Annotated in this window: 22 protein-coding genes, 1 tRNA gene and 1 riboswitch; of the genes, 6 read left to right on the top strand and 17 right to left on the bottom strand. The window is 48.1% G+C overall.

Going from position 1 to position 25727, the window contains the following annotated elements:
* Window positions 1-95 precede the first annotated feature (95 nt).
* The 11 genes from ACY2RR_RS23610 to ACY2RR_RS23560 all read right to left on the bottom strand — a co-directional run bounded on the left by ACY2RR_RS23610 (window position 96) and on the right by ACY2RR_RS23560 (window position 12486).
* Window positions 96-172, bottom strand: a tRNA-Met gene (locus tag ACY2RR_RS23610).
* Between the two features lie 77 nt (window positions 173-249).
* Window positions 250-1146 (bottom strand): DMT family transporter, encoded by an 897-nt coding sequence (locus ACY2RR_RS23605; RefSeq protein ID WP_490110662.1) that lies wholly within the window; start codon window positions 1144-1146, stop codon window positions 250-252.
* 125 nt (window positions 1147-1271) lie between these two features.
* Entirely contained in the window at window positions 1272-2597 is a 1326-nt protein-coding gene (locus ACY2RR_RS23600) for a hypothetical protein (RefSeq protein WP_490110661.1), read from the bottom strand.
* A 188-nt stretch (window positions 2598-2785) separates the two neighbouring features.
* The gene (locus ACY2RR_RS23595; RefSeq protein ID WP_490110660.1) at window positions 2786-3616 is read right to left on the bottom strand and encodes a MetQ/NlpA family ABC transporter substrate-binding protein; all 831 of its coding nucleotides are present in this window, start codon (window positions 3614-3616) and stop codon (window positions 2786-2788) included.
* Between the two features lie 73 nt (window positions 3617-3689).
* Window positions 3690-4343 carry a methionine ABC transporter permease gene (locus ACY2RR_RS23590; RefSeq protein ID WP_490110659.1) on the bottom strand — a complete coding sequence of 218 codons (654 nt, stop codon included), beginning with the start codon at window positions 4341-4343 and terminating at the stop codon, window positions 3690-3692.
* Complete coding sequence (locus ACY2RR_RS23585; RefSeq protein ID WP_490110658.1) at window positions 4333-5367, bottom strand: methionine ABC transporter ATP-binding protein; 1035 nt, start codon at window positions 5365-5367, stop codon at window positions 4333-4335. Before ACY2RR_RS23585 ends, ACY2RR_RS23590 begins: the two co-directional genes overlap by 11 nt.
* 99 nt (window positions 5368-5466) lie before the next feature.
* Window positions 5467-5547, bottom strand: a riboswitch (SAM riboswitch).
* Window positions 5548-5698: 151 nt separating this feature from the next.
* Entirely contained in the window at window positions 5699-6691 is a 993-nt protein-coding gene (locus ACY2RR_RS23580; protein WP_490110657.1) for a DsbA family protein, read from the bottom strand.
* An 87-nt stretch (window positions 6692-6778) separates the two neighbouring features.
* Window positions 6779-9076 (bottom strand): zinc/cadmium/mercury/lead-transporting ATPase, encoded by a 2298-nt coding sequence (locus tag ACY2RR_RS23575; protein ID WP_490110656.1) that lies wholly within the window; start codon window positions 9074-9076, stop codon window positions 6779-6781.
* Between the two features lie 170 nt (window positions 9077-9246).
* Window positions 9247-9570, bottom strand: a complete 324-nt coding sequence (locus ACY2RR_RS23570) for an ArsR/SmtB family transcription factor (protein WP_490110655.1) — start codon at window positions 9568-9570, stop codon at window positions 9247-9249.
* Window positions 9571-9584: 14 nt separating this feature from the next.
* Window positions 9585-10682, bottom strand: a complete 1098-nt coding sequence (gene zapE, locus ACY2RR_RS23565) for a cell division protein ZapE (RefSeq protein WP_490110654.1) — start codon at window positions 10680-10682, stop codon at window positions 9585-9587.
* 91 nt (window positions 10683-10773) lie between these two features.
* On the bottom strand, window positions 10774-12486 hold the full coding sequence (locus ACY2RR_RS23560; protein ID WP_490110653.1) for a hypothetical protein: 1713 nt from the start codon (window positions 12484-12486) through the stop codon (window positions 10774-10776).
* Window positions 12487-12655: 169 nt separating this feature from the next.
* Between ACY2RR_RS23560 and ACY2RR_RS23555 the strand changes: the two genes are divergently transcribed.
* Window positions 12656-13111: a Z-ring associated ZapG family protein gene (locus ACY2RR_RS23555; protein ID WP_490110652.1), complete on the top strand. Its 456-nt coding sequence runs from the start codon at window positions 12656-12658 to the stop codon at window positions 13109-13111.
* A gap of 63 nt (window positions 13112-13174) precedes the next feature.
* Here ACY2RR_RS23555 and trxB read toward each other — a convergent pair whose 3' ends face one another.
* Window positions 13175-14128: a thioredoxin-disulfide reductase gene (gene trxB / locus ACY2RR_RS23550; RefSeq protein ID WP_490110651.1), complete on the bottom strand. Its 954-nt coding sequence runs from the start codon at window positions 14126-14128 to the stop codon at window positions 13175-13177.
* Between the two features lie 151 nt (window positions 14129-14279).
* Between trxB and cysZ the strand changes: the two genes are divergently transcribed.
* Complete coding sequence (cysZ, locus tag ACY2RR_RS23545; RefSeq protein ID WP_490110650.1) at window positions 14280-15014, top strand: sulfate transporter CysZ; 735 nt, start codon at window positions 14280-14282, stop codon at window positions 15012-15014.
* Window positions 15015-15034: 20 nt separating this feature from the next.
* Here the strand turns inward: cysZ and ACY2RR_RS23540 are convergent, their stop codons facing one another.
* From ACY2RR_RS23540 to ACY2RR_RS23530, 3 genes are all read right to left on the bottom strand, one after another.
* Window positions 15035-17443 (bottom strand): hypothetical protein, encoded by a 2409-nt coding sequence (locus ACY2RR_RS23540; RefSeq protein WP_490110649.1) that lies wholly within the window; start codon window positions 17441-17443, stop codon window positions 15035-15037.
* Window positions 17444-17645: 202 nt separating this feature from the next.
* Window positions 17646-18503, bottom strand: a complete 858-nt coding sequence (gene ppk2, locus ACY2RR_RS23535) for a polyphosphate kinase 2 (RefSeq protein WP_490110648.1) — start codon at window positions 18501-18503, stop codon at window positions 17646-17648.
* A gap of 126 nt (window positions 18504-18629) precedes the next feature.
* Window positions 18630-19226 carry an NADPH-dependent FMN reductase gene (locus tag ACY2RR_RS23530; RefSeq protein WP_490110647.1) on the bottom strand — a complete coding sequence of 199 codons (597 nt, stop codon included), beginning with the start codon at window positions 19224-19226 and terminating at the stop codon, window positions 18630-18632.
* Window positions 19227-19355: 129 nt separating this feature from the next.
* Here ACY2RR_RS23530 and ACY2RR_RS23525 point away from each other — a divergent pair, with 129 nt between their 5' ends.
* Both ACY2RR_RS23525 and ACY2RR_RS23520 read left to right on the top strand, forming a co-directional pair.
* Window positions 19356-20621: an MFS transporter gene (locus ACY2RR_RS23525; RefSeq protein ID WP_490110646.1), complete on the top strand. Its 1266-nt coding sequence runs from the start codon at window positions 19356-19358 to the stop codon at window positions 20619-20621.
* A gap of 36 nt (window positions 20622-20657) precedes the next feature.
* A complete protein-coding gene (locus ACY2RR_RS23520) occupies window positions 20658-21092 on the top strand; it encodes a GtrA family protein (RefSeq protein WP_490110645.1) in 435 nt (144 codons plus the stop codon).
* Here ACY2RR_RS23520 and ACY2RR_RS23515 read toward each other — a convergent pair.
* Together ACY2RR_RS23515 and ACY2RR_RS23510 are read right to left on the bottom strand one after the other, a co-directional pair.
* A complete protein-coding gene (locus tag ACY2RR_RS23515; protein WP_490110644.1) occupies window positions 21070-22332 on the bottom strand; it encodes a sensor histidine kinase in 1263 nt (420 codons plus the stop codon). The two genes, ACY2RR_RS23520 and ACY2RR_RS23515, sit on opposite strands and share 23 nt — an antisense overlap.
* Window positions 22329-23012, bottom strand: coding sequence for a response regulator transcription factor (locus ACY2RR_RS23510; RefSeq protein ID WP_490110643.1), 684 nt, complete (start codon window positions 23010-23012; stop codon window positions 22329-22331). Before ACY2RR_RS23510 ends, ACY2RR_RS23515 begins: the two co-directional genes overlap by 4 nt.
* 95 nt (window positions 23013-23107) lie before the next feature.
* Here ACY2RR_RS23510 and ACY2RR_RS23505 point away from each other — a divergent pair, with 95 nt between their 5' ends.
* Window positions 23108-24145: a glycosyltransferase family 2 protein gene (locus ACY2RR_RS23505; protein WP_490110642.1), complete on the top strand. Its 1038-nt coding sequence runs from the start codon at window positions 23108-23110 to the stop codon at window positions 24143-24145.
* Complete coding sequence (locus tag ACY2RR_RS23500) at window positions 24142-25650, top strand: ArnT family glycosyltransferase (protein ID WP_490110641.1); 1509 nt, start codon at window positions 24142-24144, stop codon at window positions 25648-25650. The genes ACY2RR_RS23505 and ACY2RR_RS23500 overlap by 4 nt, the downstream gene beginning before the upstream one ends.
* The last annotated feature ends 77 nt before the right edge of the window (window positions 25651-25727 follow it).

The following is a 25727-nucleotide window of genomic DNA, read 5'->3' as shown; positions in this document are numbered from 1 at the left end:
GATTTGAACTGACGACCTTCGGGTTATGAGCCCGACGAGCTACCAGGCTGCTCCACCCCGCACCAATAAAACACACTTCAATCTCAGATGAGAATTGGTAGCGGGGGCCAGATTTGAACTGACGACCTTCGGGTTATGAGCCCGACGAGCTACCAGGCTGCTCCACCCCGCACCAGAGAAGAGATGCGCATTATAAGGGGCATCCCTCGCAAGTCAATGAAAGTCTTAAACAATCCTGTAAGTACTTATTCACAGAGCGTGCTGAAATCGAAAAACTCGTCTAATCCTGTGGAGTCCCACCTGAGAAACAATCATTCCACACAGCATTAACAGGCAACCAATTAATGCTGCGCCAGACATCACTTCATTCAGGAACAGATAACCGGCAATCACAGCAAATACAGTTTCCAAACTGAGAATAATGGAAGCATGAGCAACAGGTGCCGTTTTTTGCCCGACAATCTGCAGGGTATAGGCAACACCTGTCGACATAATGCCAACATAGGCCAGTGGCACCCACGCACTCTGCACCTGAGCCATTGTCCAGTTTTCAAAAACAGCGGCGACACCGAAACAAAGAATGGAGCTTGTTAAAAACTGTATAAAAGCCAGCGCAATAACGTTATGGCGAGGTGCAAGCCAGCCAACCAGAAGAAGGTGCCCGGCCCAGAAGAAAGCACCAATGATTTCCAGCATATCGCCTTTATTGATGGAGAGGTCATCTCCCAACGTCAGAAGAGCCAGGCCGGGAAGCGCCAGAATAATACCCGCCCATGTGTCTCGACTGGTTTTATTACCTAACAGCAACCCCATAAACGGCACGATCACAATATACAGGCCAGTAATAAATGCAGCCTTACCTGCCGTCGTATATATCAACCCTACCTGCTGTAATCCTGCACCCACCATTAATACACAACCCATAGCTGCACCGCCAAGCCAGGTTGTGCGGGTAAACACAGGGTCAGATCGTCGCTGGAAAAACAGTAATGGTAGAAGAGCAACACTGCCGATAAGGAAGCGAACCGCATTAAAAGCCCACGGCTCCATATAATCCATAGCTACACGTTGAGCGACAAATGCAGTTCCCCAAATAAGCGCGGCAAAAACAAGCATGCCGTCGGCAAGAAAAGTACGCTGATTCATTCTTACTTCTATGTTTTTTAAGTGTTCTATCCGTTCTCAGCGGATAGTAACGAGATGAATCAGCGGTAACAATGAGCTGCAACAGGAATAAAGCAGTATTCAACAAGCTTTCCACTTAAATTCCACTAGCTGGCAATGGGTAGAAGCTCCTCTTCCTCCATTGGCTCATCAATTGGCAGCAGTTCTTCTTCCTCATCATCTATAGGGAGAGACTCTTCAGCGACATCAGTTTCCTGATGCTCCTCTACAGGAGTGTTTTCTTTCGGTTCAACACTTTCGTTCGCTTCATCTGCTGGTTTCTCGTTATAAATCACACCCTCCACAGCGAGCGCTCGGGAGTAATTCACTATCCGAGAATAAAGAGGAATACCTTTCACCTTAAAACGGAATTTATTCAGATCACTCAACAGAGAGAGCTCTTCAACAAAATCCGTTAAACCTAACAAAGCATTGATACGAGCATAGCTCTGGCCATTTTGAGACTGAGTCACGTCCTGAACATAAAACTTACGTTTACACAGAAGCAATTCAAAACGGAAGTTCTGTTTATCCGGATACCTGTCATCAAGCAGTTCCAGGGTAAAACGTCCCTGCCCTGCTCCAGCCACTGTTTTAAAAACATCAGCCAGGCTTTTTACATCATAATTTGCCAGCATGCTGTTTTGATAAACGGGAGACGCCATATATACAGCCTCAGCATTTTGACAGTTCGCCGCCACAGCATCGGATTCATTTTGACTCAGTGCCACAGCATGATGTGCCAGTAAAGGCTGGTAAATCATCTTCCGGGCCTTCTCAAGATCAGCTGTATGATCCTTGAGCAAAGCCAGGGCCGCTTCCCCCTTTGCCTTTTGATCCAGCAGATTGCCGTAATCATTCATATACAGCCAACCATTCCAGAACCCCTGGCGAATATGAAAAGCAACAGATGTCGCAAATACAGCAACACCAACCCCCGCTACCGCTGGAGACCAGAGCGGCAGAGCTGCAAGAACCAGAGCATGACTGCCCAGCCAGAGGTAATAACTGTAATGACCATTAGTGTTCACTACAGTTACTGAGTCATCAAAACTCTGGGAAGTCAGAGCCAGGTTTGCTCTCGCGTTAACATAATCCTCCACACCCCAGCCTGCGACCTGACTGTAAATCTGAAGCAAATCAGGTTCGGCGTGCAGATAAATCTCAGGCTCCTTGAGGTTTTCTGAATAACGCATATCACGCCAGCGGCTTAGCAAACGAAAGTCCCGCAGAGCCGTTTGCTCGACACCATTGGGAGTCATTAATTCACCGTACACACTTTCCTTCTTCTGCTGAACAGCTTGAGGAAGCCCGATATGCAGCGCCATACGGTCATACCCAAAAACACGTGCCGGTTGTTCTGCTACTGCATAACAGGATGCTACTTGCACCAATCCGACCAAAAGAGCCCGTACCATGAGACCGTTAGACATCTGTGATCTCCTTTCAATATTTAGTGAGTTGTAGTTGCTAAGGCTTCAGCAGGAGAGAAAGGTTCGGGGGCATTATTGTATTTTTAGGCGCTTAGTGTTTCCCGACGTAACCGCAGGTAATAAAAAAACCCGCACTGCATCAGCACGGGTTTTATAGATCAAGCGTTTAAACCGAATGATTCAAACTGTTACCAGCCTTTTACAGCTCCACCTTTGAACAGGTCACGGGCAGCCTGCTCCACCACTTCACTCTGGTATGCGGTCACCAGCTTGGCAATACGTGGGTCATCCTTGTTATCGATACGAGAAACGATCAGGTTTACATAAGGAGACTCTTTACCTTCGATCAGCAGCGCTTTATCAGGAGTCAGGCCAGCTGGGATAGCGTAAGTGTTGTTAACAAAGGCCAAATCAACATCTGGCAGAGAGCGAGGCAGCTGAGGTGCTTCCAGCTCAATAAACTCTAGGCCTTTAGGGTTCTCAACAATATCCCGAGGAGTTGCATCCAGATTATTAACATCCTGCAGCTTAATCAGACCAGTGTGATGCAGAAGAATCAGAGTACGGCCTTCGTTGCTTGGGTCATTAGGAATAGCCACTTTGCCGCCATCGGGCAGTTGCTCCAGGCTTTCCAGCTTGTCGGAGTAGGCCGCAATGGGGTACACAAAAGTGTTTGCCACAGCTGTCAGCTTTAAACCACGATCATTAATCATACTGTCCAGGTAAGGCTTATGCTGGAAGGCATTGATATCAATACTGCCATCAGACAGCGCAACGTTAGGAGTAATGTAATCCTGGAATTCCACCAGCTCAGTTTCCAACCCAGTATCAGCCTTGGCCTTTTCCAGAGCCGCTTTCATAACATCAGCTTCAGGGCCGGACATCACACCGACTTTCAGTGGTGCGGTTTCATCAACTTTTGTGGACGCACTTTCATCACTGCCACAGCCAGCCAGAATCAATGCACTGGCGGCGACAACCGCACCAATCAGCTTCTTCAAATCAACAACAGGTTTCATACTGCTCTCCTGATATCCTGTGTATTCAACACTTTTGCTTTTATTTCGCTCTAATAGAAAGTAGAAGAGCTGTTTATTTATGCTCGCAACGAGCCTGTAGCTTTTCTCCAGCAGACTGAATCAGCTGAACAACTACTATCAAAACAATCACTGTGGCAATCATGATTATCGGGTCAAAACGCTGGTAACCGTAACGGATACCCAGATCACCCAGGCCACCACCACCAATGGCTCCCGCCATAGCGGAATAGCTCACTAACGTCACCAGAGTCAGGGTCATACCATGAATCAGCCCCGGCAAGGCTTCCGGCAACATAACGCGAGTGACAATCTGCAGAGGTGTAGCCCCCATAGATTCAGCAGCCTCCACCAGCCCGGAAGACACTTCATTCAAAGCTCCTTCCGCAATCCGGGCTACGAATGGAATAGATGCCAGACTCAGAGGAACAATTGCAGCGGTTGTGCCAATAGAGGTTCCGGCAATCAATCGGGTCAGTGGAATAATCGCTACCATCAAAATAATAAACGGTACCGAACGTGCAGCATTTACAACTGCGCCAAGCACACGATTCAAAAGCGAACGCTGAAGAATCTGTCCGGGACGGGTAACGTGCAACAACACACCTAGGGGAATACCCAAAGCGGCACTGACCAAACCAGATACTGCCACCATGTACAGAGTTTCCAGAAGAGACTCAAACAGCAAAGACCATGCATCAGCTGACATAACCAACAACCTCCACCTGCAGATCATGCTTCTGCAAAAATGCCTGAGCGTCCTGTACGCCCTGCTCTTCACCCACAACATCAACCATCAGGAAACCCATGGTTTTGCTGTGAACAGTTTCGATATCCGCCTGCAGAATATTAAAGTCCACCTGACACAAACGAGCTGCCTGGGTAATCAGAGGCTGCACAACGTTCTGGCCAACAAAGGTGATTCTTAATACAGGGCGACTGCCTTCTACATAGTCCTGACGGAACTGATGACTGATATCTGACGCAGGTTTTTCATGAATAGCCGCTCGCACAAACTCACGGGCCAGCTCTGTTTTAGGAGACAGGAAGAACGATTCCACATCATTCTCTTCAATCACCCGCCCCTGGCTGAGTATTGCCACCCGGTCACAGATAGATTTCACCACATCCATCTCATGGGTGATCAGCAAAATGGTCAGCCCCAGCTTTTTATTAATGTCTTTCAGAAGATTGAGAATAGAAACTGTGGTTTGCGGGTCGAGAGCGGAAGTCGCTTCATCGCACAGCAGTACTTTCGGCTGGCTGGCCAAGGCCCGGGCAATAGCCACACGCTGCTTCTGGCCACCAGAAAGCTGAGCCGGGTAGCTCTCTCGCTTATCCACAAGGCCAACAAGTTCCAGCAGTGGTGCGATAGCATTCTCGGTTTCAGAGGATGACTTTCCTGCCAGTTCCAGCGGCAGAGCAATATTCTGAAATACCGTGCGTCCGGAAAGCAGGTTGAAGTGCTGGAAGATCATACCGATTTCCCGGCGGGCATTACGCAGCTCAGCCGGAGAAAGGTTAATCAGGTTCTGGCCACCAACCAGAACCTCACCAGACGTTGGGGATTCCAGCAGGTTGGCACAGCGAATCAAGGTGCTTTTCCCTGCGCCGCTGGAACCGATCACGCCATAGATACAGCCTTCGGGAACATGGAGAGAGATATTATCCAGCGCATGAACCGGACCGCTTCCTCCCTGGAAGGTTTTGCTAATACTTTTAAATTGAATCATTGCAGCTCCGCATACAACAAAATTTGCGGGGCCAAAGAGAAGATGAGGGGACAGGTACAAAAAAACCACTCAGTGGTCGGCGAGTGGTTTTGCATATGCTGTCGTGCAAACACAATCTCTTTAGCGGTATTTATATAAGGCGCCCGCAAGCCGAAGTTACAAATCAGCGCCTAACTACAAGTTACGGTTTATACCGACTTCCTGTCAACCAAACCAGCATAAGCATTTATACCTATTTTCAATATTCCACCAAATCCAAACAGAAACAGCGTATATTTGTCGTACAAATATACGCTGTTTATCTGGCAAAAAGCCTTTCACGCAGAATAAATCACTTTAACGCATTAACAACCAAAGGCTCCAGATCAGCGGAAGGATCATGAGTATGTATACGCTTACCATTCACAAAGAAAGTTGGCGTTCCTGTGACTCCATAAGTACGACCAAACTTAGAGGCCATGGCCACATACTCGCTTGATTCACTGCTATCCATGCAGACTTGGAAGGTCTTTTTGTTGAGCTTAAGCAAGCCGGCAATTTTTGCAGGAGAGTCCAGGTTCAGCTCTTTCTGCATATCGTAAGCTTTGGCATTGTATTCCCAGTATTTGTCCTGCTGACGAGCACAGTAAGCACCAGCCATCACTTTCTGGGAGATTCCAGACTGTGTTTGAACAACGGGAAAATCAATATAAACAACTTTGACCTTATCACCGTGTTTCTTCAGCAGATCATCAACTGCAGACTTGGCTTTTTTGCAGTAGCCACAGCGGTAGTCAGCAAATTCAACAACCGTCACTCTGGCATCTTTTGCGCCTTTTGATGGGAATGGAGTCAGATCCATAGTGAATACAGGAGATTCCAACTCAGGCATCTTCAGCTGAAAGTTATTATCTTTCTTGGCATCGTCAATCAGCCGCTGGGCTTTCTCCTGCATACGCATAGCCACTAACTGCTGCTCGATATAATCCTTCACCTGCTCAAGAGGCATACCGATACGATCTTTGTACTGGCTATACAGTGCTTCAATATCTGCATCGGTGACCGGATCAACTTCCAACAGCTCCGCGCGGGTTTCAGCAATAGCGCGATCTTTGCTGGCGGCCAGCTTATCGATATAAATATCCATTACGGCCTGATCCACAACACCCAACTGCTTATCTCTTGCTTCCTGCTTGGTATCAAAGAAGCGCTGCTGTAATTCCGGCTGCAGATCTTTTAACTGGTAATCTTTACCACCGTAGGAAAACAAAACATCCTGACTGGCAAAACTGACTGATGACGCAAATACTGCCGCTGCAGAAACAGCGATTAGAGACTTCATCATAAACGGGATCACATAGTTAACGGGATGATGAAAAGCAGGTGAGCACAAACTCACCTGCTCAAAACACTACCGAGGGTAGCCTGAGATTTACTTGAAAGAATTTTTCCTGCGCAAAAGTCGCAAAGAATTCATTGTTACCAGCGCGGTTGCCCCAGAGTCAGCGATAACTGCCAACATCAGACCAGTCATACCAGTCAGACTGGTAATCAGGAAAACAACCTTCAGGCCAATAGCAAAGATCACATTCTGACGAACAATCTGCATGGTTGCCCGGGATAAGTCGATCATATCGGCCAGATCACGCACTCGCTCATGGGTCAGAGCCGCATCAGCAGTTTCCAGAGCAACATCAGTTCCGCTGCCCATAGCAATACCAACATGGGCACTCTTCAGGGCTGGAGCATCATTAATGCCATCACCAACCATGGCAACCGGAGCTTTCTGCTCGAGAGCACGAACTTCTTTCACTTTGTCTTCGGGAAGCAAGCCAGCACGGAAATCCATGTTCAGGGTTCCGGCAATGGCTGCCGCAGCTCTTGGGTTGTCACCGGTCAACATCACGCTGGACACTCCAAGAGAGTTCAGACGTTGAATGGCTTCCTGAGAATCAGCTCGCAGGGTATCGCTGATAGCAATAATCCCCATAAGCTCACCGTCACGAGTCACGCCAACAACGGTGTAGCCTTTCTCTTCAAGACCTGCAATGCCCCATTCTGCATTGTTGACTGCACCAATTTCATCAGCCAAATGCTTGGGGGAACCCACGACAATTGTCGCTCCATCAATCTGGCCACTCACCCCTTTACCAGCCTGAGCACTCACATTCTCAGCAGGATTAATCTCAAGGGCATCCTGCTTAGCTTTGCGAACAATGGCTTGCGCCAGAGGGTGACGGGAACCATCTTCCACAGCCGCAGCCATAGACAGCACTTGTCGCTCTTCACAACCAAAGGCAATAACATCCACAACCTGAGGGCGGCCTTCAGTCAAAGTGCCGGTTTTATCAAAAGCTACCTGTTGAATAGCTCCCAGTTGCTCTAAAACCGCACCACCTTTAATCAGGAAACCCTGTCGAGCCGCACGGGCCAGACCAGACGTTACCGCAGCGGGAGTAGAAATCACCAATGCACAAGGACAGGCGATAAGCAGAAGAGTCAAACCTCGATAAACCCAGGTTCCCCAGTCGCCACCAAAAAGCAAGGGTGGAACCACAACAACCAGAGCAGAAATCGCCATCATCAGCGGGGTATACCAGCGGCTGAACTTATCAATAAACCGCTCGATAGGCGCTTTGCTTTCTTCAGCTTCTTCAATCAACCGTACAATGCGGTCAATGGCATTGTTACCCGGTTCGGAAACAACTGTGAGGCGAGCGACACGGTCTGCACAAAGGCTGCCCGCCATAACGGTTTCACCCGTTAAGCGATCTACCGGAACCGATTCACCAGTCAGAGCACTTTCATCAAAGCTGGCCGCATCGGTGATTAGCTCACCATCGGTCGCCAGGCGGTCACCGGGCTGAACTTCAACAAGATCTCCCGGCATCAGCTGACTGGCAAGAATCTCTTCTTTGGTTTCTTTGCCATCAGCGCCAGTGATTATACGAGTCATCTTGTCAGGGCTGAGAGCCATCAGGCTTTCTACTCCCTGGCGCGCTCGATTTGCAGCCAGACCTTCCAGGTGTTCGCCAATCATAAACAGCAGCAGAACCATACCGGCTTCAAGGGTTTCGCCAAGAACCAGGGCGCCGAGCGCAGCCACAGTCATAAGGGTTTCAATACCAAAAGGCGTACCACTGCGTGCCTGACTGAGTGCCTTTTTGCCAATAGGGAAAATGCCAAACAACGTGGCAAGAGTAAGAATCCAGCGGCCGATTTCAGGCTGGAAACTGTTTACCAGTGTTCCAAAGCCAAGAAGAACACCAAGCACAAGAATAGAAGCGTGCTTTTTTAAGAAGCTTTGTTCAGGTTCAGTAGGTGCTTCTTCACCTATATCAGTGAGCCGATAACCCAACTCATCAATACAGGCCAGAACACCATTCACATTCGAACCACCTGCAGCAAATTCAACCTGCAGACGCATGGTAGAAAAAGAAACGTTGGCTTTTACAACATCTTCAACACGGGAGAGCGCAGTTTGGACTTTCTTAACGCAGGAAGGACAATCTATACCGGAAATATGCCAGGAGCGGATATTAGAGCCTGATAGCTCCGACTCTGGGTCCTCATCTTCGGTACCACTTCCACAACAACCGCCAGCTTCGGAGCCTTTGCTTTCGCAAGAAGACACTGATGCACCAGAGGATGCTTCCTGAACAGGTGCGTAACCGTGCTCGTGGTAGTGAGTGGTGTTGCAACCACCGCTGTTGCAGCAATCAGATTTCATCGCAGATTCCTCGCTATGATGAAACGAAAAGCATGAATATTTATTCATATATTAGTTTGTGTAAAAGTCCTGTGCAATACACATTTTGAATATCTTTACATTTCAGCGATATAGGACTTTAGGCGGCATGACTCTGAAACCAGCGGCAGTTCCAGAGCTGCATGGAGGGGTTATTTGTGGTCTTCTCGAACATGGACAATCAAATCCTGCAGAACATGGCGGATATGATCGTCATCCAGCTCATAAAAGACCTGACGGCCTCTTTTGGTGGAGCGCAGAACCCGCATATCTCGAAGAGAGCGCAAATGATGGCTGGTGAGCGACTGAGACAATCCAGCGACTTCAGATAAACAGCAAACGGCACGGGGCTCATTCATACAAGCCACCACCATTCTCAGCCGCCCTTCATCCCCCAACACTTTGAGAATTTTTGACAGCCCTGTGTATTCTTCATCATTCAGAGTGACTGGGTTCTGCCCGGTGTCACAATCCATAAACAGCCTTCTCCTTAGGGCTTATGTTCTCTGGCCAGGTATTCGCTGGACTGCATCTCCTGCAGACGGCTCAGGGTACGCTGAAATTCAAACTCCAGTTTGCCTTCTGTATACAGTTCCAGCAAAGGCGTGGCACCAGACATAATCAGTTTAACGCCCCGATCATAAAACTCATCCACCATATTAATAAAGCGGCGCGCCTGATCATCGACCGGGCGACTCATCTGGGGAACATCCGAGACAAGCACAGTGTGGAATTCACGGGCCAGTTCAATGTAGTCATTCTGGCTTCTCGGGCCATCACAGAGAGCCTTGAAGTCGAACCAGACAATATCTTCACACACCTTCAAATAAGGAATGGGGCGCCCTTCCACATCAAGGGTATGATTTTCCCGCACCTGCTGGCGATCAGGCACGAGTGCCAGAAAGTTCTCTTCGAGAGCATCTCTGGCTTCATTACCCAATGGATGATGATAAAGCTCAGCCTGCTCCAGAACACGCAACCGGTAATCGACACCACTATCCACATTCACTACATCAGTGTATTTATTCAGCAGATCAATCGCTGGCAAAAACTTTGCCCGCTGCAGGCCATTCGGATAAAGGCCATCGGGCACAATATTGCTGGTTGCCACCAGAGTGACGCCGTTCTTGAACAGCTCTTCCATCAGGCTGGCCAGAATCATGGCATCGGTAATATCGGAAACAAAGAATTCATCAAAACAGATCACCCGGGCATCGTCAGCCAGACGTTTGCCAACAATTACCAGAGGATTTTTCTGACCATCAAGGGTTTTCAGCTCGGCATGCACACGCTTCATAAACCGGTGAAAGTGGGTACGCATTTTGTCTTCGAAGGGCAGACAATCGTAGAAAGTATCCACCAGATAAGTTTTACCGCGGCCTACGCCTCCCCAGAAATACAAGCCCTGACAAGGGTCAGCCTTTTTGCGCCCAAAGGACAGAAGAGATTTCAAGCCACCTTTTTTCTGATCCGCAGCCAGCAAGTCTTCATAAAGCCGCTGGAGGTGCCTGACCGCCTCTTCCTGAGCCGGGTCATGGACAAAACCTTCCTGTTTCAGATCCTGTTGATAATGCTCAAGGGGCGTCATGCTGTTCTTTTTGTCTGGCTGGCCATCGGGGTGCACACTTTACCGTGAAGCGTAGAAGGACTCTACCCTGACAGAGGAAAAGAAACCTGACTCAAAGGCACTCTTCACCTATTGGACAAACCCCTTCGGGAAGAGCTTTGAAAGGTGCCGGCGCAGGCTCCAGTTGATCAAACTGGTAGACACCCGATAATGCCACGACATAAAGCCTGTCATCATGGGCAGCCATTTTATAAAAACTACTCAGGTTGGGCATCAGCCGCTTTTTCCCCCAGTTGTTGTGATGCATTTCAACAGCAACTCCACCATTTTTTCTTAGTGTGAGAATTTTGAGATCAACATAGGTAAGGCTGGCCAACTGTATCTCTTCACTGTCCTCTTGAAGAACAAGCACCTGGCTATGGTAGTAAGCACTCTGAAAGCCAGGTTCCCCTAATGAAGAGTCCATTCCGGCCTGGTCCTCATCATCCAGGTTTCGAAGTTGGTAATAGCAGCGGTGGTCGTCCCGCCCTTGAGGACCTCCCTCCAGACGACAATCCTGCAATAAGTACTCTTGCTCCTCACCAGCGGTTGTAAAGTTTGTCATCGCTATTGGCCGGAAGCGGCCAACATCCTGGCACTGGCTCGGTTCACACTGATCGCTGTCCCAACGGCACTGATAGAGGTGCTTCCACCATTCCGACGAAGTTTTATCTCTTCCTGTCAGGGCAAAGATAATATTGTCGTTAACAAACAACGCTTTACCAATGAATGAGGCTTCGCTGTAATCGAATTCCGGCACAACATCGTCAGCAGACAAATGAGCGAGTGGCGTCAGCCTGTTATCACTATTCATACGGAAGCGGGTGAAAAGACGAGGATCATACCCTTGGGCAAGCAAACACTGCCCTTGAGAGTCAAACGTTAACTGGTGCCCTTTTGCACCGAATAACTCAGGTCTCTGGAAACTATAAGTCTGGACAAAATCAATAGTTTTATTCTCTTTCAATTCTGCCAGCCCCACAGAACCAGCATCCGCGCTCAGAGCTATCAGAGGTTGGCTGGGGTGTAGCTCCATGTGAGTCTGGCTGGGAGACGCCCTTCCCGGCACATCTGAATACCCATCCCAAAAAGCCTGACCACTCTCCTGCAAGTCAAATCGAACGACTCGAGCAGGTTTTCCGTCTGATTCATTTGTGTCACGGGAGATTAAGAGAGTCTCATCAGTAATGACTAAATCATAATTAACCAGGTGACCGCCATGCTGCGTTCGGTCCAGAAACAGAGGCGTTCCGGCATAACGCCACGACTTTTCACTCAACTTCTGCCATGTTGATAAGTTCACTCCTACCCCGGAGGCTGGCATTAAAGCCTGCTTACCCACAACAAGTTCTATGGTGCCCTTCCTGTCCAGGCAGGATTCAGGACCCGTTACATGATGCCAACTGCACCTTTCACCCAATTTATTGCCGTACGCTTTTCCGTAAACTTTAAAAGCTTTCTTCTGGTTTTGATCGGGTTTGAAAATTACGGTCAGATTCAGGCAGGAGTGTTGAACGTTGTTGATAATTTCGCTGCTGACCTCCTCTGTGACTAACTGAAAATTGCGAGACTTTACGGACAGGGAGGGTGTGAATGTGTTCCAAAATCCCTGATTGCGGCCACGCACACACACCTGTATTGGTCGATATTCTTGAGCCCCTGACGGCACATGCCCGAACTGTAATGATCCGCGATAAATAACCTGTTGTTGATAAGGTCTGGCATAACCAAAGCAAGCGAATAGGATCATCATCGCCCCAAGAAACCCCAAAACCTGCTTTTGCATGCCTAATCCCTACCAGTGACTCATTAATAGTCTTCTTCGGCTGGAAAACGGCTCCTTTGATAGGGGCTAACTCTGAGATAAACACTCAGTTACCTGGAATGCCTATACAGTGACAAGAAAAGGTTATAAGTTAGGGCACACATAAAGACGTTTAACCTGAGGCTGGACTGTGGAGATATCGAACCTGCTTTGGAGCATTGGCGGAGTGGCCTTTTTTACCGGCCTCGTCATTGGCGTTGTTCTATACCACTTCCTGGTAAGCGGTCGCCCCGGCGGAAATACCCGCGCCCGTGTGGCAGAGCTTGAAGCGGAATTGAAGGATTACCAGAATAAAGTGTCTGATCATTTCAGCACCAGCGCTCACCTGGTGAACCGCCTGACGGAAACTTACCGCGATGTTCACGAGCACCTGGCCACCAGCGCCAGTGAATTGTGCACCGATGAGCTGACCCGTCATCGCCTGAACGATTCCCTGCTGGGAACACAGGCCATCAGCAACAAGGCTATTCCTACAGAACAGCCAAAGGACTACGCTCCCAAGAAAGAAGCCGATGAGGGCACTCTTTCTGAGAACTTCCGCGTAGCTGATGCGCAGAAGGATATGGGTAAAGACTCTGCTGCTTAAGAAAAATAGACACAAACAAAAAGGCCGCTGATTTCTCAGCGGCCTTTTTGTTTACCCCAACAATTACTCTTGGGAATCGAGATACTTCTCGGCATCCAGCGCGGCCATGCAACCGGTTCCAGCTGAAGTAATCGCCTGACGGTAAATGTGATCCATAACATCACCCGCCGCGAATACGCCTTCAATAGAGGTTTGAGTGGCATTACCTTCGGAACCACTCTGAACCTTCAGGTAACCATCCTTCATATCCAGCTGATCAACAAACAGCTCAGTATTCGGGGTATGGCCGATAGCTACAAACACACCGTCTACATCGATGTCTTTGGTAGAACCATCCTGAGTGTTTTTGATGCGCATACCGGTAACACCAGCGTCATCGCCCAGAACCTCATCAAGAGTGGCATTCAGTTCCAGCTTGATGTTTCCGTTCTCCACCTTATCCATAAGCTTCTTCACCAGAATCTTCTCGGCACGGAATTCTTCACGGCGGTGAACCAGAGTTACTGTGTCGGCAAGGTTGGACAGGTACAGAGCTTCTTCAACAGCGGTGTTACCACCACCAATCACAGCCACAGGCTTTTTGCGGTAGAAGAAACCGTCACAGGTAGCACAGGCTGAAACACCTTTACCTTTAAAGGCTTCTTCACTGTCCAGGCCAAGGTAACGGGCGCTGGCACCAGTGCAGATAATCAGGGCATCACAGGTGTAAACACCACTATCACCTTCCAGACGGAAAGGACGCTGCTTCAGGTCGGCCTTATTGATGTGATCAAAAACAATTTCCGTATCGAAACGTTCAGCGTGAGCCTGCATACGCTGCATCAGATCAGGACCCTGGAGACCTTCGACATCACCGGGCCAGTTATCAACATCAGTAGTGGTGGTCAGCTGACCGCCCATCTGCATGCCGGTAATCAGAACCGGATTCAGGTTGGCGCGGGCTGCATAAACGGCAGCTGTATAACCGGCCGGACCGGAACCCAGAATTAACAGGCGGATGTGTCTGGCTTCACTCATTGTTCGCTCCCCATATCAAAAGGCTCGTCTGTGAACCTTGATAAAACTGTCACAACGTAAAATTGTCGGACATAATACCCAGCTCACCTTTCCGGAACCAGTCGAGAATATCTATCGCTGTTATTCAGACTTTGTATCAGCATCTTAAATTATGAAACAGCATATCCAGACTACCAGCCAGGGCCTTGATTATTTTCTTACCGGGCTGAAGCGACTCCCCGAACCCGGCATCCGTGCTTTTGTTATTATTCCACTTCTTGTGAACATTGTCGTTTTCAGCGGAATGATCTGGCTCGCCACTACTCAGTTTTCAGTACTCATGGATAAGATGATGGCCTGGCTGCCAGAGTGGCTCAGCTTTCTTTCTTTTATTATCTGGCCACTGTTTGCCTTAACTATCGCCATTGGCATGTTTTTCACTTTTACATTATTGGCCAATATTATTGCCGCTCCCTTTAATGGCTTTCTTGCAGAAAAGGTTCAGAGAGAGCTGGATCCTGAATGCATGCCTGAAGGAGGCTGGAAAGATCTGGCGGCCATGATCCCCCGCACCATTGTTCGAGAACTTCAGAAACTCTGGTATTACCTGCCCAGAGCTCTTTTCTTTTTTGTGCTGTCTATTTTTGTTCCGATTATTGGCCCAATAGTATTCTATTTATTTTCTGCTTGGATGATGGGCATCCAATACTGCGATTATGCTGCTGATAATGAACTGGTGAGTTTTAAAGATATGAAAGCCAAACTGGCTGCTCCTCGTATGCAGACCATGCTGTTTGGTGGAATGGTTTCTCTGTGCTCAATGATTCCGTTGCTGAATCTGGTGGTTATGCCAGCAGCTGTTATTGGTGGTTCACACCTTTGGGTGAATAGAAGAAGCCCTGTTTAAACAGGGCTTCTTTATTCTCTTTATGGGTGCACTGTGGCAACCTGAGGCTGTTGTCTTGCTTCCTGCTCCTTTGCCCTTCGCTCAAGCTCCTTTTCCAATAGATGGACAGTCTTGCGCCGATACCATTTGAAGGTGTTGCTATAGGTGAACGCAACTTTAGATGGCAATACTGTTTCATCTTCTCTCGCTCTTCTGACATCATCATCTTCACCAGTGCCAGTGGCCCCACCGATCTTCAAATCCAACCTAATCATCCCGCCCTCAGAGCTAGGTGTACGATAAGGGTCCAGCACCCCTTCTGATTTCGCTTCAAGCTCAACAGCCCAGGACTTTAATCTTTCGAGCTCCTCTACGGGCTTTAGTGACAGATCGGCCTCAGTTAAATCCATCAACTCTCTTAATTTCTCTTTATGCCAGTCTCTGGCACAGTCATACATCGCCAGCAATCTACGCAGCTTAGGAAGATCATCTTCCTCAAACAGGCTTTCATTAACTTTGGGAATATCTGCATCAATCTTGAAAAGATCTTTACAGACTTGCTCACAGCGCCTTGTAAGCTCAGCCCGTCTCGCCTTTGCAAGGGCAAGCCTATACTCCATAGCTCTTACTATCTCATCCTGAGAGTACTTGGGTTGATCACTCTCATCCGTGGGACACTGGCGAATGAGCTTTTCCAAATCGCAGCTTTCATGGGTATCAGCCTTTTTAAAGATACCACCAACTTTTTGTGTAAGCTCCAGAGTCATCTTTTTGCCCTGAACCTGCCTCTCAGCTGCCACAACCTGCTTCTCCCAACTATCAAAATTATGATTGAGATTGCGATCCATTAGCTCAAAATCCTGAACCTTTTCGAAGTCACTGGAAACAAGCCACCGGTCACCGTCAAGCCATTTTGCTCTGGCAGGTTCTGGAGCAGTCCACGCGGCTTTCTTTAACCCAAGTTTAGAAAGGTCGCTTTCACTACTACTGCGGAAAGGAGGGGATAATTCCCTTGCCTGTCTATCTGTTTTTCTCTTAGGAGAAGTTTGCACCGATGGTAACTGAACTTCACAACGAGGATGGGCGTTCACGTCATCTCGATAATCTATAGTGCAGTCGCAGACCTGCCATTCACACTCATGTCGCTTCAAGTGAATAACGCAATACAAATGCCCTGCTCCGTTCAGGTGTTTATCCCTTCTTTTTGACCTGGTAAGAGCTTTGGGAATGCAAAACTGGGAAAAGCGTCGGTCACACTGAACAGTTATCCGCCCCCCATCCAGCACAATAATTCTGATCTCCACACAATCCTTAGGGTTCGCTTCCCGTGTGAGATCAATTTTTCCATCCAGGTGCTGAGTAACCAGCATCAACAACTCATCCATAGTCTCAGGAGATATCCAGTGCCTGCATAGTTCAAGGGTTTCAGGGGAACCATCGATATGCTTTGCGACCTCTTCATCAAACTTCACAAAGCCTTCCGTTCCTTTACAACGATAAAGCACCTCACTCCCTGCCACCTTTGCCGTATCTTCCATCGATCTTTCGATAGAGATGTGAGACATGGCTGGGTAATGCTTTTTCGTATGCCCCTGAGGATCACTGGTTTGTCTTGTAAAAGTGGGGGAAGAGCTTCCTCTCAGAGCCTTACTGTTACCAATCGCGGCAACATGATCTTCCATCAAACGACATTCTTCTCGATTCTTCCCGATCGTGCAGCGAATAGTTAAGGGAGTGTGAACATTAATAATGTCTTTTGGCATAGGGCTCCAGCATTGAAGACGTGGAATATCCAAAGATGCCCTAAGTTCTCCATATTTATCACTGGCTTTTAGCAGGTTCAAAAACGCACTGTAAAATTTTTGCTCATCAACATGAATTTTTGCAATCTCAGTAAATACACCCTTGCTTGAAGTGTTTAGTTTCATAACAAGGCTATCTATAACAACTTCTTTGGCTCTTTCAAAAGCAGCAGGATCAGCCTGCATTTGGAGTTTCGCAACTTTAGATTGTTGCCCTCCCACCTTAAAACTTACAGACGCCTGAATGTCAGCTATAAACTGTGTATCAACCTTCAGAAATTGTGCAATACGCAAGAGATCCTGAGGCATAAACCCATTAACGAACGCTTCGGCAATATCTCTGGCATAAGGTGAACCACCACCAGCACACGAAGACAGCAAATATTGCCCCTCTCTCACTTCGGGAGGAACTTCTTTTATTTGAGGAGTTGCTTCGCTGGTTACAGATAAATCTCTATCATCAACCTGCAATGTAGGAGGCAAAGAGGATGCGCCATCCTTCGGCGGAAACTGTGACGAAGCCTCTGTTGCCACGACTCCCTGATCAAATGATGTAGTACCTTCTGTAACAGTACTCCCCGTATCCACACGTTCAGGCACATCCTGACTAACCAGTACCGTCTTTTTCTCTGCGCCAAGGTTTTGCATACCATCTCCCACATTCAGTTCAGTGAATCAGATTTGTGGGGATTAGAAGTATCATCCTCTTCTTAGTTCGTATTTTTGTTATTGATTCTAACCAGCAAGAGCTGATTTCAGATTTCAGCTCATCATTAACAGTTTTGTTACCCATAAAAAAACACCAGCTGATTGCAGCTGGTGTTTCTTCATAGCCATTGAGAAAACAGGGTTATTCAATATCCTGCTCAGCACTTCCCACAACCGCGTTGTCAGGCTTTCTAACGATATCTTTGTCCTTTCCTTTATAAGACAGATTATCGAGAACAAAGCGCATGGCATTTAGGCGGGCACGCTTTTTATCGTCAGAGCGAACAACGGTCCAGGGAGCATCACGGGTATCTGTGTAATGAAACATCTGTTCTTTGGCTTTGGTGTAATCATCCCACTTATCAATCGATGCTTTATCAACGGGTGAGAGCTTCCATTGTTTCAAGGGATCGGTACGACGTTTCTCAAAACGTCGGAGCTGCTCTTCGCGGCTTACCGAGAACCAGAGTTTGAACACCTTGATTCCACTATGCACCAGCATCCGTTCAAAGTCGGCCACTTCCCGAATAAAGCTCATGTACTGTTTCTTGGTGCAGTAGCCCATCACCTTTTCTACACCGGCGCGGTTATACCAGGAACGGTCGAAGAGAACGATTTCACCTTCTGTTGGCAGATGTTGGACATAACGCTGGAAGTACCATTGCCCGAGTTCACGATCCGATGGTTTTTCCAAAGCGACCACGCGGGCACCACGAGGATTTAGATGTTCAGTCATTCTTTTAATGGTGCCGCCCTTTCCGGCAGCATCACGACCTTCAAAAAGAATAATGACCTTTTCGCCATTTTCTTTAACCCAACTCTGCATCTTCACCAATTCAATCTGCAGAAGGCGCTTTTCTTTTTCATAGTCTTTGCGCTTCATTTTGGGCAGGCCTGTTGAAGGAATGATTTGCACTCCCTTTTTCACTTCTTTCTTCAAAACAGGCACATCAACCACAGACTGTTTTGCAGATACAACCCTGTCTTTGACCTCTCCCATTGGTCTCTCCCTTTTTGTGTTGTTTGTTATTCGTTTTATGATTCAAAACTACCAAACACACAGAAGTGTTCTTTGACGACAATCAAAGAACCCTTCGGAAAATACCTAGACGATAAAAAATTAGCTTTATGACATACCGTTTGCGTAGCCTTCCATGCGCTCCAAAGCTTCCGGACGGATAGCGGCAAGGGCTTTGTCGTAGGCAAGCAGGTCTTGCAGGGCAAAATCAATTCTTCCACGGTAATAGCTGTCTGACTTATCGACTTCGTTTTCACCCTCCAGAACATCGCCCACACCGCGAATAATCAAATGTTCCGGGAGATAACAGATTCGGCTGTTTTTGTAACTTGAGCCACGCAATTCAGCAATTACAAAAGCACCACCCTGACCGGCAGAAACGGCACATAATAAAGCGGGTTTGTGGGCAAACTGATCAGCGCCAAACCATGTGAGCAGGTTTTTAATGGCTGGCGGTGCCATTCCGTTCCATTCCGGCACAACGAAAACAAAAGAGGATGCCGCTTCCAGCTGAGTTCGAAGAGCATTTATCTGCTCCGGATTTGAAGCAGGCTCGCCACTCCACAGTGGAAGCACATTTAAACCAAGATCAAGAACATCAGCCTCAGCTCCCAGGTTCTCCAGCTGGTGCTTTATATAGTCTGCAACCTTACGGCTTTGGGATACTTTCTGCTGGCTGGCAGCGATAACCAGTACTTGGCTCATGGGGTGCTCTCTTTATTGTCATTGCACAGGCAATATATCAACCCCGGCTAAAAACAACAGCACTTATAGAAATATCCGCTAATGTGTAGCCCGCCTTCATTCAATAAAAGAGTGGCGGGAGCCAAAATCATGAAGTCGCAACTCTCTTACCCTAGATATCGCTGGGTTATGCTGGCCACCCTGATGGCTCTCACCGTAATCATTGAGATGCAATGGCTGGCCCATGCTGCTGTGGCACGCCCCGCCGAAGCTTTTTACACCAGCCAGATTGAACGCCGAGATTGGTTAAACATTGATAATCTTGCTCTGATCTACATGGTTGTTTACGTGGTTCTTTCCCTGCCCGTGTCCTGGATTCTGGCTCGATTCGGTCTGAGAAATGGGTTGCTGATTGGTGCTGTTCTGACCGGTCTGTTCAGCATTCTCAAAGGGGTAGAGGGCGACAGTCTGACTATTGTAACCGTGGCACAACTGGGATTAGCTATTGCCCAACCCTTTATTCTCAACTCCGTGACCACGCTTACCGATCAATGGTTTCCACTCAAAGAAAGAGCTCTGGCTGCTGGGCTGACCGTTTTCGCCCAGTTTATCGGTATATTGCTGGTTATGGTGGTTACACCAATGTTGGTGGTTACCGATCCATCCGATGGCAGCTACGGCAAAGGAATCACAACAGCTTTGAACCTCTATGGTTATATCTCTGCAGCTGTTTGTCTGGCAGCCCTGATTCTGGCCCGCCCCCGGCCTGTTATCAAAAACACCAGTGATATTGATGACCGCCCCCCGCAACTTTCAGATATAACGGGCTTGTTGAAAAACCGGGATATGTTGATTGGTCTGTTCCTGTTTATGGTTGGGCTGGGAATATTCAATGCCATCAGCTCATTAACCGATGCCATTAGCGCAAGCATGAATATTGAAGATTCAGATGGCCTGATAGCGACCATGATGATGCTGGGGGGAATGGTAGGCTCTCTTGTGCTACCCATCTGCTCTGATTACTTCAAACGACGCAAAGCCGTATTGGTGCTATGTGTCACAGGAATGCTACCAGGGCTTTTTGGACTCGCCTTTGCGGGAGATATTTCTTCACAACCCGAAACGGTTTATTTCACCGCACTTTTCTCAACAGCCGTTTTAGGATTCTTTGTTCTTGGAGCTGGCCCCGTTGGCTTCCAGTACATCGCGGAAATCACCCGCCCAATTCCGGAAGCCTTTTCACAGGGAATGGTTTTACTGGCGGGGCAAATATCAGGTATGGCACTGGTTATATGCATGTCTGTTAACGACCATGTATGGCTACCGGTTCTGTTGCAGGCTTTTGTAGCATTAACCATGGTTTGTCTGGCCGCAGTGGTTACCTTAAAAGAATCCCCGGATATGAAAAAGCAATGACAGAACTTTCACAGCCTCTGTGAAACCATTCTGCCTATGCAGTATTTATCAAAGATTTCACATCTGAAGAATCATCGTTTTTTTCGTTTCTGTATTGTTGGTGGCAGTGGTTTTCTCGTAGACAGTTCGTTATTCCTTTCTTTCACGGAATTGTCCGATCTCGATTTAACAACTATTCGAATCATCGCCTTTTGGGGAGCTGCCAGCTGGAACTGGTATTGCAATCGCCTGTTCACATTTCAAGGCAAGCAAACAGATTCTTACGCTCAAAAAATGCGCCAATGGGCCAGTTATATGGGAGCATCTGCTTTCGGATTTATTCCAAATGTAGGAACCTTTTTATTACTGACCCGATTCACACCTTTAGAAAACTTTCCATTTATCGCTTTGGCGGCTGGCATCCTTGCCGGCCTTCTTTGCAACTACATCCTTGCCAGTCGATTCGTTTTTAAGGTTCAAACACAACCCTAGCGGTACATCCCTGGCCAGATTCGTTATTGGTCAGGGAAAACTCCCAGCCATACTTACGACAGATATCATTCACTATCAGCAAGCCCAGTCCAAAACCTTCATGACCATCCGGTTGTTTATCCAGGCCACAACCGCTGTCCACAATACACAGGCAATCTTCATCAGCAGCCACAAGCACCTCACCCTCACTGGTGCAGGCCATAGCGTTTCGAACAAGATTAGATAATAGAATGCGAATAACAGCTTCTGGCGCTTTTACCGAAGGGTGCCCGGTCAGCGTCACTCTTGTAGAGACCGACTTCCCTCTAAGCAGTTGCGCATGATCGTCAACAACCTGCTCGAGCACTGCCTTGTCTATGGCAAGCGGAATCTTCGGAGCATCTCTATCTTCTCTTGCCAGATTCAGCAGCGTTTCAATAACATCATTCATTCCGGTTGCCGCAGTCATCAACCGCAGGGTCTGACGTTTTACAAACTCAGGTTCTGAAGAAACCCCCAGAAGAGAAGCAACTCCCCGTATCACCGTTAAAGGCGTTCTCAGCTCATGGCTGGCATAGCGGGAAAATGAACGTTCCCTTTCAATAAGTTCCCGTATCTTCATACGGTAAGCGTTCAAACTCGCTGCCAGTTGATATACTTCCAGCGGGGCACCATTTGGCAGAGCCAGAAGTGAAAGGTCATCCGCAGTAGAGTTTCTTAGTTCTTGCTCAAGGGTTCGCAGGGGTGAAGTGAGATGCCTGGAAATATAAAGAATGGCCAGACAGGTCAGACCAAGAATAAACGCTAATAAAAGCCCATACCGCCCCGTCCAGATATACCTCTGCGCTTCCGTACTTTCGACCAGGGTTACATCAGAGATTATATAAATATTTTCTCCACTATCTGTCAGAGGATCTGGCATTGAGTACACCATGAACTCAACCAGATCTTCCTCAGGCTCCACTTCCTCAAGCCCGATCCAGTCTGGTTTCAGAATGCCTCTTATGCTTTCAGGTAGAAGGTCGTATCTTTTGTAGGCGGTCGTCAGAAGGTCAATCTCCAGAACACCATCTGTATCACGACCCTTTTCGAAACCTTCTACTGTCAGCTGGCTGTAGAGTTCCAGCCGCCGCCCAATCACAGAGTCTTCCGCCACCAGCACCATGTCATAAAACAGAACGACCTGGGCTGACATAATCAAAATGGCAACAGCAGTAAACGCCAGGGTAATTTTTGAGCTAAATGTGCGGGGTTTGGTCATAATTTCTCTCTGCCGCATTCAAGGCGATAACCTACCTTGGGCACAGTCACCAACATTTGGGAAGGGAAGGGTTTATCCACCTGGCTGCGCAGCTGGTAGATATGGTTGCGAAGCACATCACCATCGGGTGGGTCTTCCTTCCACAGTTCATAGATGATTTCCTCACGGGAAACCGCAGCCGGTGCCTTGCTGGCTAAAAGGGTCAAAATCCGGAAACAAGTAGGATTCAGAGAAAGCCGGTGCCCTTCTCGGGTCACCACACGGCTGCTCAAATCAAGAGTTAAATCACCACAGGATATTGTGGTTTGGGAGGCCTCCGGCCGGCTACGTCGAACCAGCGCTTCAACTCTGGCTTCCAGAATATTCAGATCAAAGGGCTTTACTACGTAATCATCAGCGCCGTGGGAAAAACCAGTTAAGGTATCATCTTTGGTATCTCTGGCTGTGAGCATCAGAATGGGGGTTTTGACTCCTTGTGTCCGCAGCTCCTGACAAACACTGTAACCGTCCATCCCTGGCAACATAACGTCCAGGAGGATCAGGTCATATATATTTTCAACGCCAAGGGCTAACCCCTGTCGCCCATCTGCCGCATAATCCAGTTCATGACCTAATGCTTCGAAATAGTCGAAAATCACACCGGCTACATCCCGGCTATCTTCAATAAGTAACAGTCTCATTTATGTACCCCCTGAGTCTGCAGACAATTAATCAGAACACGTGAAAAAAATGTCTCTGACATTTTTGCGATCAGGCGCTCTTTAGGCTGGGCGCCATGACGAACGGAGTCCATGCCATGAACCCACTGATCAAGTTCCCAATCAGCCATTCTTTGCCGCCGGTAGAAGAGGAACGGATTGTGCTCAGCATCATAGTGCCGGCCTATAACGAATCCTCTGTCATAGATCAGTTTCACACCCGGCTGACAGCTGTGCTGGATAGTATGGCCGCACCCTCAGAAATCATTTACATCAACGATGGCAGCAGCGATGACACCTGGAAAAAGTTACAGATGCTCCCTGAGAGCACCAGTGAGCAGGTGTTGATTTCCCTGAGCAGAAACTTTGGTAAAGAAGCCGCAATGAGTGCTGGGCTGGAGGCCTCCCGAGGGGATGCGGTGATCCTGATCGACAGTGATCTGCAAGATCCGCCCGAGCTGATTCCGGATATGCTGGCTCAATGGCGTGAAGGTTATGACATCGTCAATATGCGCCGTCGCAAACGTCATGGGGAAAGTTGGTTCAAACGCACATCTGCAGCGGCATTCTACCGTTTTCTCAACAAACTCTCTGAGATCCACATTCCGGAGAATGTCGGTGATTTTCGTCTGCTGAGCCGCCGGGTTGTTGATCATATCAACGCCCTGCCGGAAAAAACCCGCTATATGAAAGGTTTGTTTGCCTGGCCTGGTTTCCGCCAGAAAGAGGTTCTCTTTGATCGCGACCCTCGCCTGGCAGGTGAAACCAAGTGGCATACCTTTAAACTGTTTGGTCTGGCTTTTGAGGGCATTACCTCATTCAGTGTTCGCCCCCTGAAACTGGCAACTTTTACCGGTATTTCCATATCTCTGCTATCTCTTATCTTCGCCTCTGTTGTCGCTTTCAAAACCCTTGCTTTTGGCGAACCGGTTGCTGGTTACACCTCAATGATAGTGGTGATGCTGTTCCTTGGTGGCATCCAGCTTATGGCCATAGGGTTGCTTGGCGAATATGTAGGCCGAATTTTTATCGAAAGCAAGCAACGTCCTATCTACTTAACAATGAAGAAAACTACAAAACCTGCCGCTAGCCGCCTGCAGGAGGCACGTCTGTGAGTTCAGAAGTAAGGAAGTATTCTGTTCCATCTATTGTTCGTTTAGCTCTATGGCTAACTCTTATTGCCCTCACTATCAGGCTTATCAGCCTCGGTCTTTATCCACTGATGGATACCACCGAGGCCCGCTATGGCGAAATAGCCCGCATCATGGCGGAGACTGGCAACTGGATAACTCCCCAATTTGACTACAACATCCCCTTCTGGGGAAAACCGCCTCTGTACGCCTGGATAACAGCCCTGAGCTTTCAGGAGCTTGGGGTGAGTGAATTTACCGCTCGCTTTCCTCATTTTCTCACGGGTATAGGGGTTCTGGCGATTGCCTGGCAACTGGCTCGACGCCAGGCAAACCTGACAACTGCTGCTATTGCGGTTGCTGTCCTGTCTACCACAGCTGTTTTCACGATCAGTATTGGTGCTGTGATGACTGATACGGTGTTACTGTTTGGCATCACCCTGACACTGTCGTCATTCTGGCTGGCCTGGCACAGCACACATAAGAAAGGAGGAATCTGGGGTTATCTGTTTTTTGTTGGCCTTGCTATCGGGCTTCTGGCGAAAGGGCCCATCGTCTGGATTCTTTCTGGCATCCCTGTTTTTCTGTGGTGCCTGCCACAAAAGCGCCTGCTGACTCTTTGGAGCCGCCTGCCTTGGATCACCGGCACACTGCTAATGTTTGCTATTGCTGTGCCTTGGTACATTATGGCGGAAAAAGCCACTCCCGGCTTTATTGATTACTTTATTGTTGGCGAACACTTCAAACGCTTCCTTGTTGGTGGATGGGAAGGAGACCTTTACGGCACCGCGCACATTCGCCCCAAAGGCACTATCTGGCTGCTGTGGCTGTTTGCCGCCCTGCCCTGGAATATTGTTCTTCCTCTGGCCTGGCTGAAGAACCGTCAGCTGAAAAAAGACACAAAAGAGAACGAATCAGAATCCTTAAAAAACCGCCAGTGGACACTGTTCCTCTGGTGCTGGATGCTGACACCAATGATGTTCTTCACTCTGGCTGGCAATATCCTCTGGACTTACGTATTGCCTGGCGTTCCCGCTATGGCGCTATTAATAGCTGACTATTTGAAAGATTTTCTGGAATCACCTGCCACACAGAAATCAACCAATACATCCTCACGCTTATGGATGGTCGCTCCTTCAACCATTATGCCTGTTGCCATTATTACCATTGCGGCTGCCATGCATATGGGATTGAAAGAATCCTCGAAAAATCTGTTGGAAGTTTTTAATGCCCAACCCAACAGTGAGCGTGCAGAGTTGGTCTTCTGGCCCAAGCGCCCTTTCTCAGGGCAGTTTTATTCCGATGGCAAAGCTGTATTGATTAAGGATAAAGACACTCTCATCAGTACCGCGGAAGGCAACACGAAAGTTCTGTACATAATGATGAAACCCAAAGACAAACAGAGCCTCCCTGAGACACTGCAAAAGAAACTCAAGTTAATTGCCAGCAAAGGCCGAAGGGAGCTCTGGATGATCAATGCCGACAGTTAAATCCATTTAGCAACTTTCACTGTGCCCTGAACATCAAACAGATGCTCAGGGCACACTCATATTGAAAAAATAAACTT

This window comes from Parendozoicomonas sp. 2304DJ65-17 (assembly GCF_058148445.1).
Note: the sequence above shows the minus strand (reverse complement) of the source record. Positions and strands in the feature narration are given on the sequence as shown.

Excerpts from the sequence above, each read along its gene's own strand:
- ACY2RR_RS23605 (WP_490110662.1), bottom strand. The coding sequence starts at position 1,146 with ATGAATCAGCGTACTTTTCTTGCCGACGGCATGCTTGTTTTTGCCGCG.
- ACY2RR_RS23600 (WP_490110661.1), bottom strand. The coding sequence starts at position 2,597 with ATGTCTAACGGTCTCATGGTACGGGCTCTTTTGGTCGGATTGGTGCAA.
- ACY2RR_RS23595 (WP_490110660.1), bottom strand. The coding sequence starts at position 3,616 with ATGAAACCTGTTGTTGATTTGAAGAAGCTGATTGGTGCGGTTGTCGCC.
- ACY2RR_RS23590 (WP_490110659.1), bottom strand. The coding sequence starts at position 4,343 with ATGTCAGCTGATGCATGGTCTTTGCTGTTTGAGTCTCTTCTGGAAACT.
- ACY2RR_RS23585 (WP_490110658.1), bottom strand. The coding sequence starts at position 5,367 with ATGATTCAATTTAAAAGTATTAGCAAAACCTTCCAGGGAGGAAGCGGT.
- ACY2RR_RS23580 (WP_490110657.1), bottom strand. The coding sequence starts at position 6,691 with ATGATGAAGTCTCTAATCGCTGTTTCTGCAGCGGCAGTATTTGCGTCA.
- ACY2RR_RS23575 (WP_490110656.1), bottom strand. The coding sequence starts at position 9,076 with ATGAAATCTGATTGCTGCAACAGCGGTGGTTGCAACACCACTCACTAC.
- ACY2RR_RS23570 (WP_490110655.1), bottom strand. The coding sequence starts at position 9,570 with ATGGATTGTGACACCGGGCAGAACCCAGTCACTCTGAATGATGAAGAA.
- zapE (WP_490110654.1), bottom strand. The coding sequence starts at position 10,682 with ATGACGCCCCTTGAGCATTATCAACAGGATCTGAAACAGGAAGGTTTT.
- ACY2RR_RS23560 (WP_490110653.1), bottom strand. The coding sequence starts at position 12,486 with ATGCAAAAGCAGGTTTTGGGGTTTCTTGGGGCGATGATGATCCTATTC.
- trxB (WP_490110651.1), bottom strand. The coding sequence starts at position 14,128 with ATGAGTGAAGCCAGACACATCCGCCTGTTAATTCTGGGTTCCGGTCCG.
- cysZ (WP_490110650.1), top strand. The coding sequence starts at position 14,280 with ATGAAACAGCATATCCAGACTACCAGCCAGGGCCTTGATTATTTTCTT.
- ACY2RR_RS23540 (WP_490110649.1), bottom strand. The coding sequence starts at position 17,443 with ATGCAAAACCTTGGCGCAGAGAAAAAGACGGTACTGGTTAGTCAGGAT.
- ppk2 (WP_490110648.1), bottom strand. The coding sequence starts at position 18,503 with ATGGGAGAGGTCAAAGACAGGGTTGTATCTGCAAAACAGTCTGTGGTT.
- ACY2RR_RS23530 (WP_490110647.1), bottom strand. The coding sequence starts at position 19,226 with ATGAGCCAAGTACTGGTTATCGCTGCCAGCCAGCAGAAAGTATCCCAA.
- ACY2RR_RS23525 (WP_490110646.1), top strand. The coding sequence starts at position 19,356 with ATGAAGTCGCAACTCTCTTACCCTAGATATCGCTGGGTTATGCTGGCC.
- ACY2RR_RS23520 (WP_490110645.1), top strand. The coding sequence starts at position 20,658 with ATGCAGTATTTATCAAAGATTTCACATCTGAAGAATCATCGTTTTTTT.
- ACY2RR_RS23515 (WP_490110644.1), bottom strand. The coding sequence starts at position 22,332 with ATGACCAAACCCCGCACATTTAGCTCAAAAATTACCCTGGCGTTTACT.
- ACY2RR_RS23510 (WP_490110643.1), bottom strand. The coding sequence starts at position 23,012 with ATGAGACTGTTACTTATTGAAGATAGCCGGGATGTAGCCGGTGTGATT.
- ACY2RR_RS23505 (WP_490110642.1), top strand. The coding sequence starts at position 23,108 with ATGACGAACGGAGTCCATGCCATGAACCCACTGATCAAGTTCCCAATC.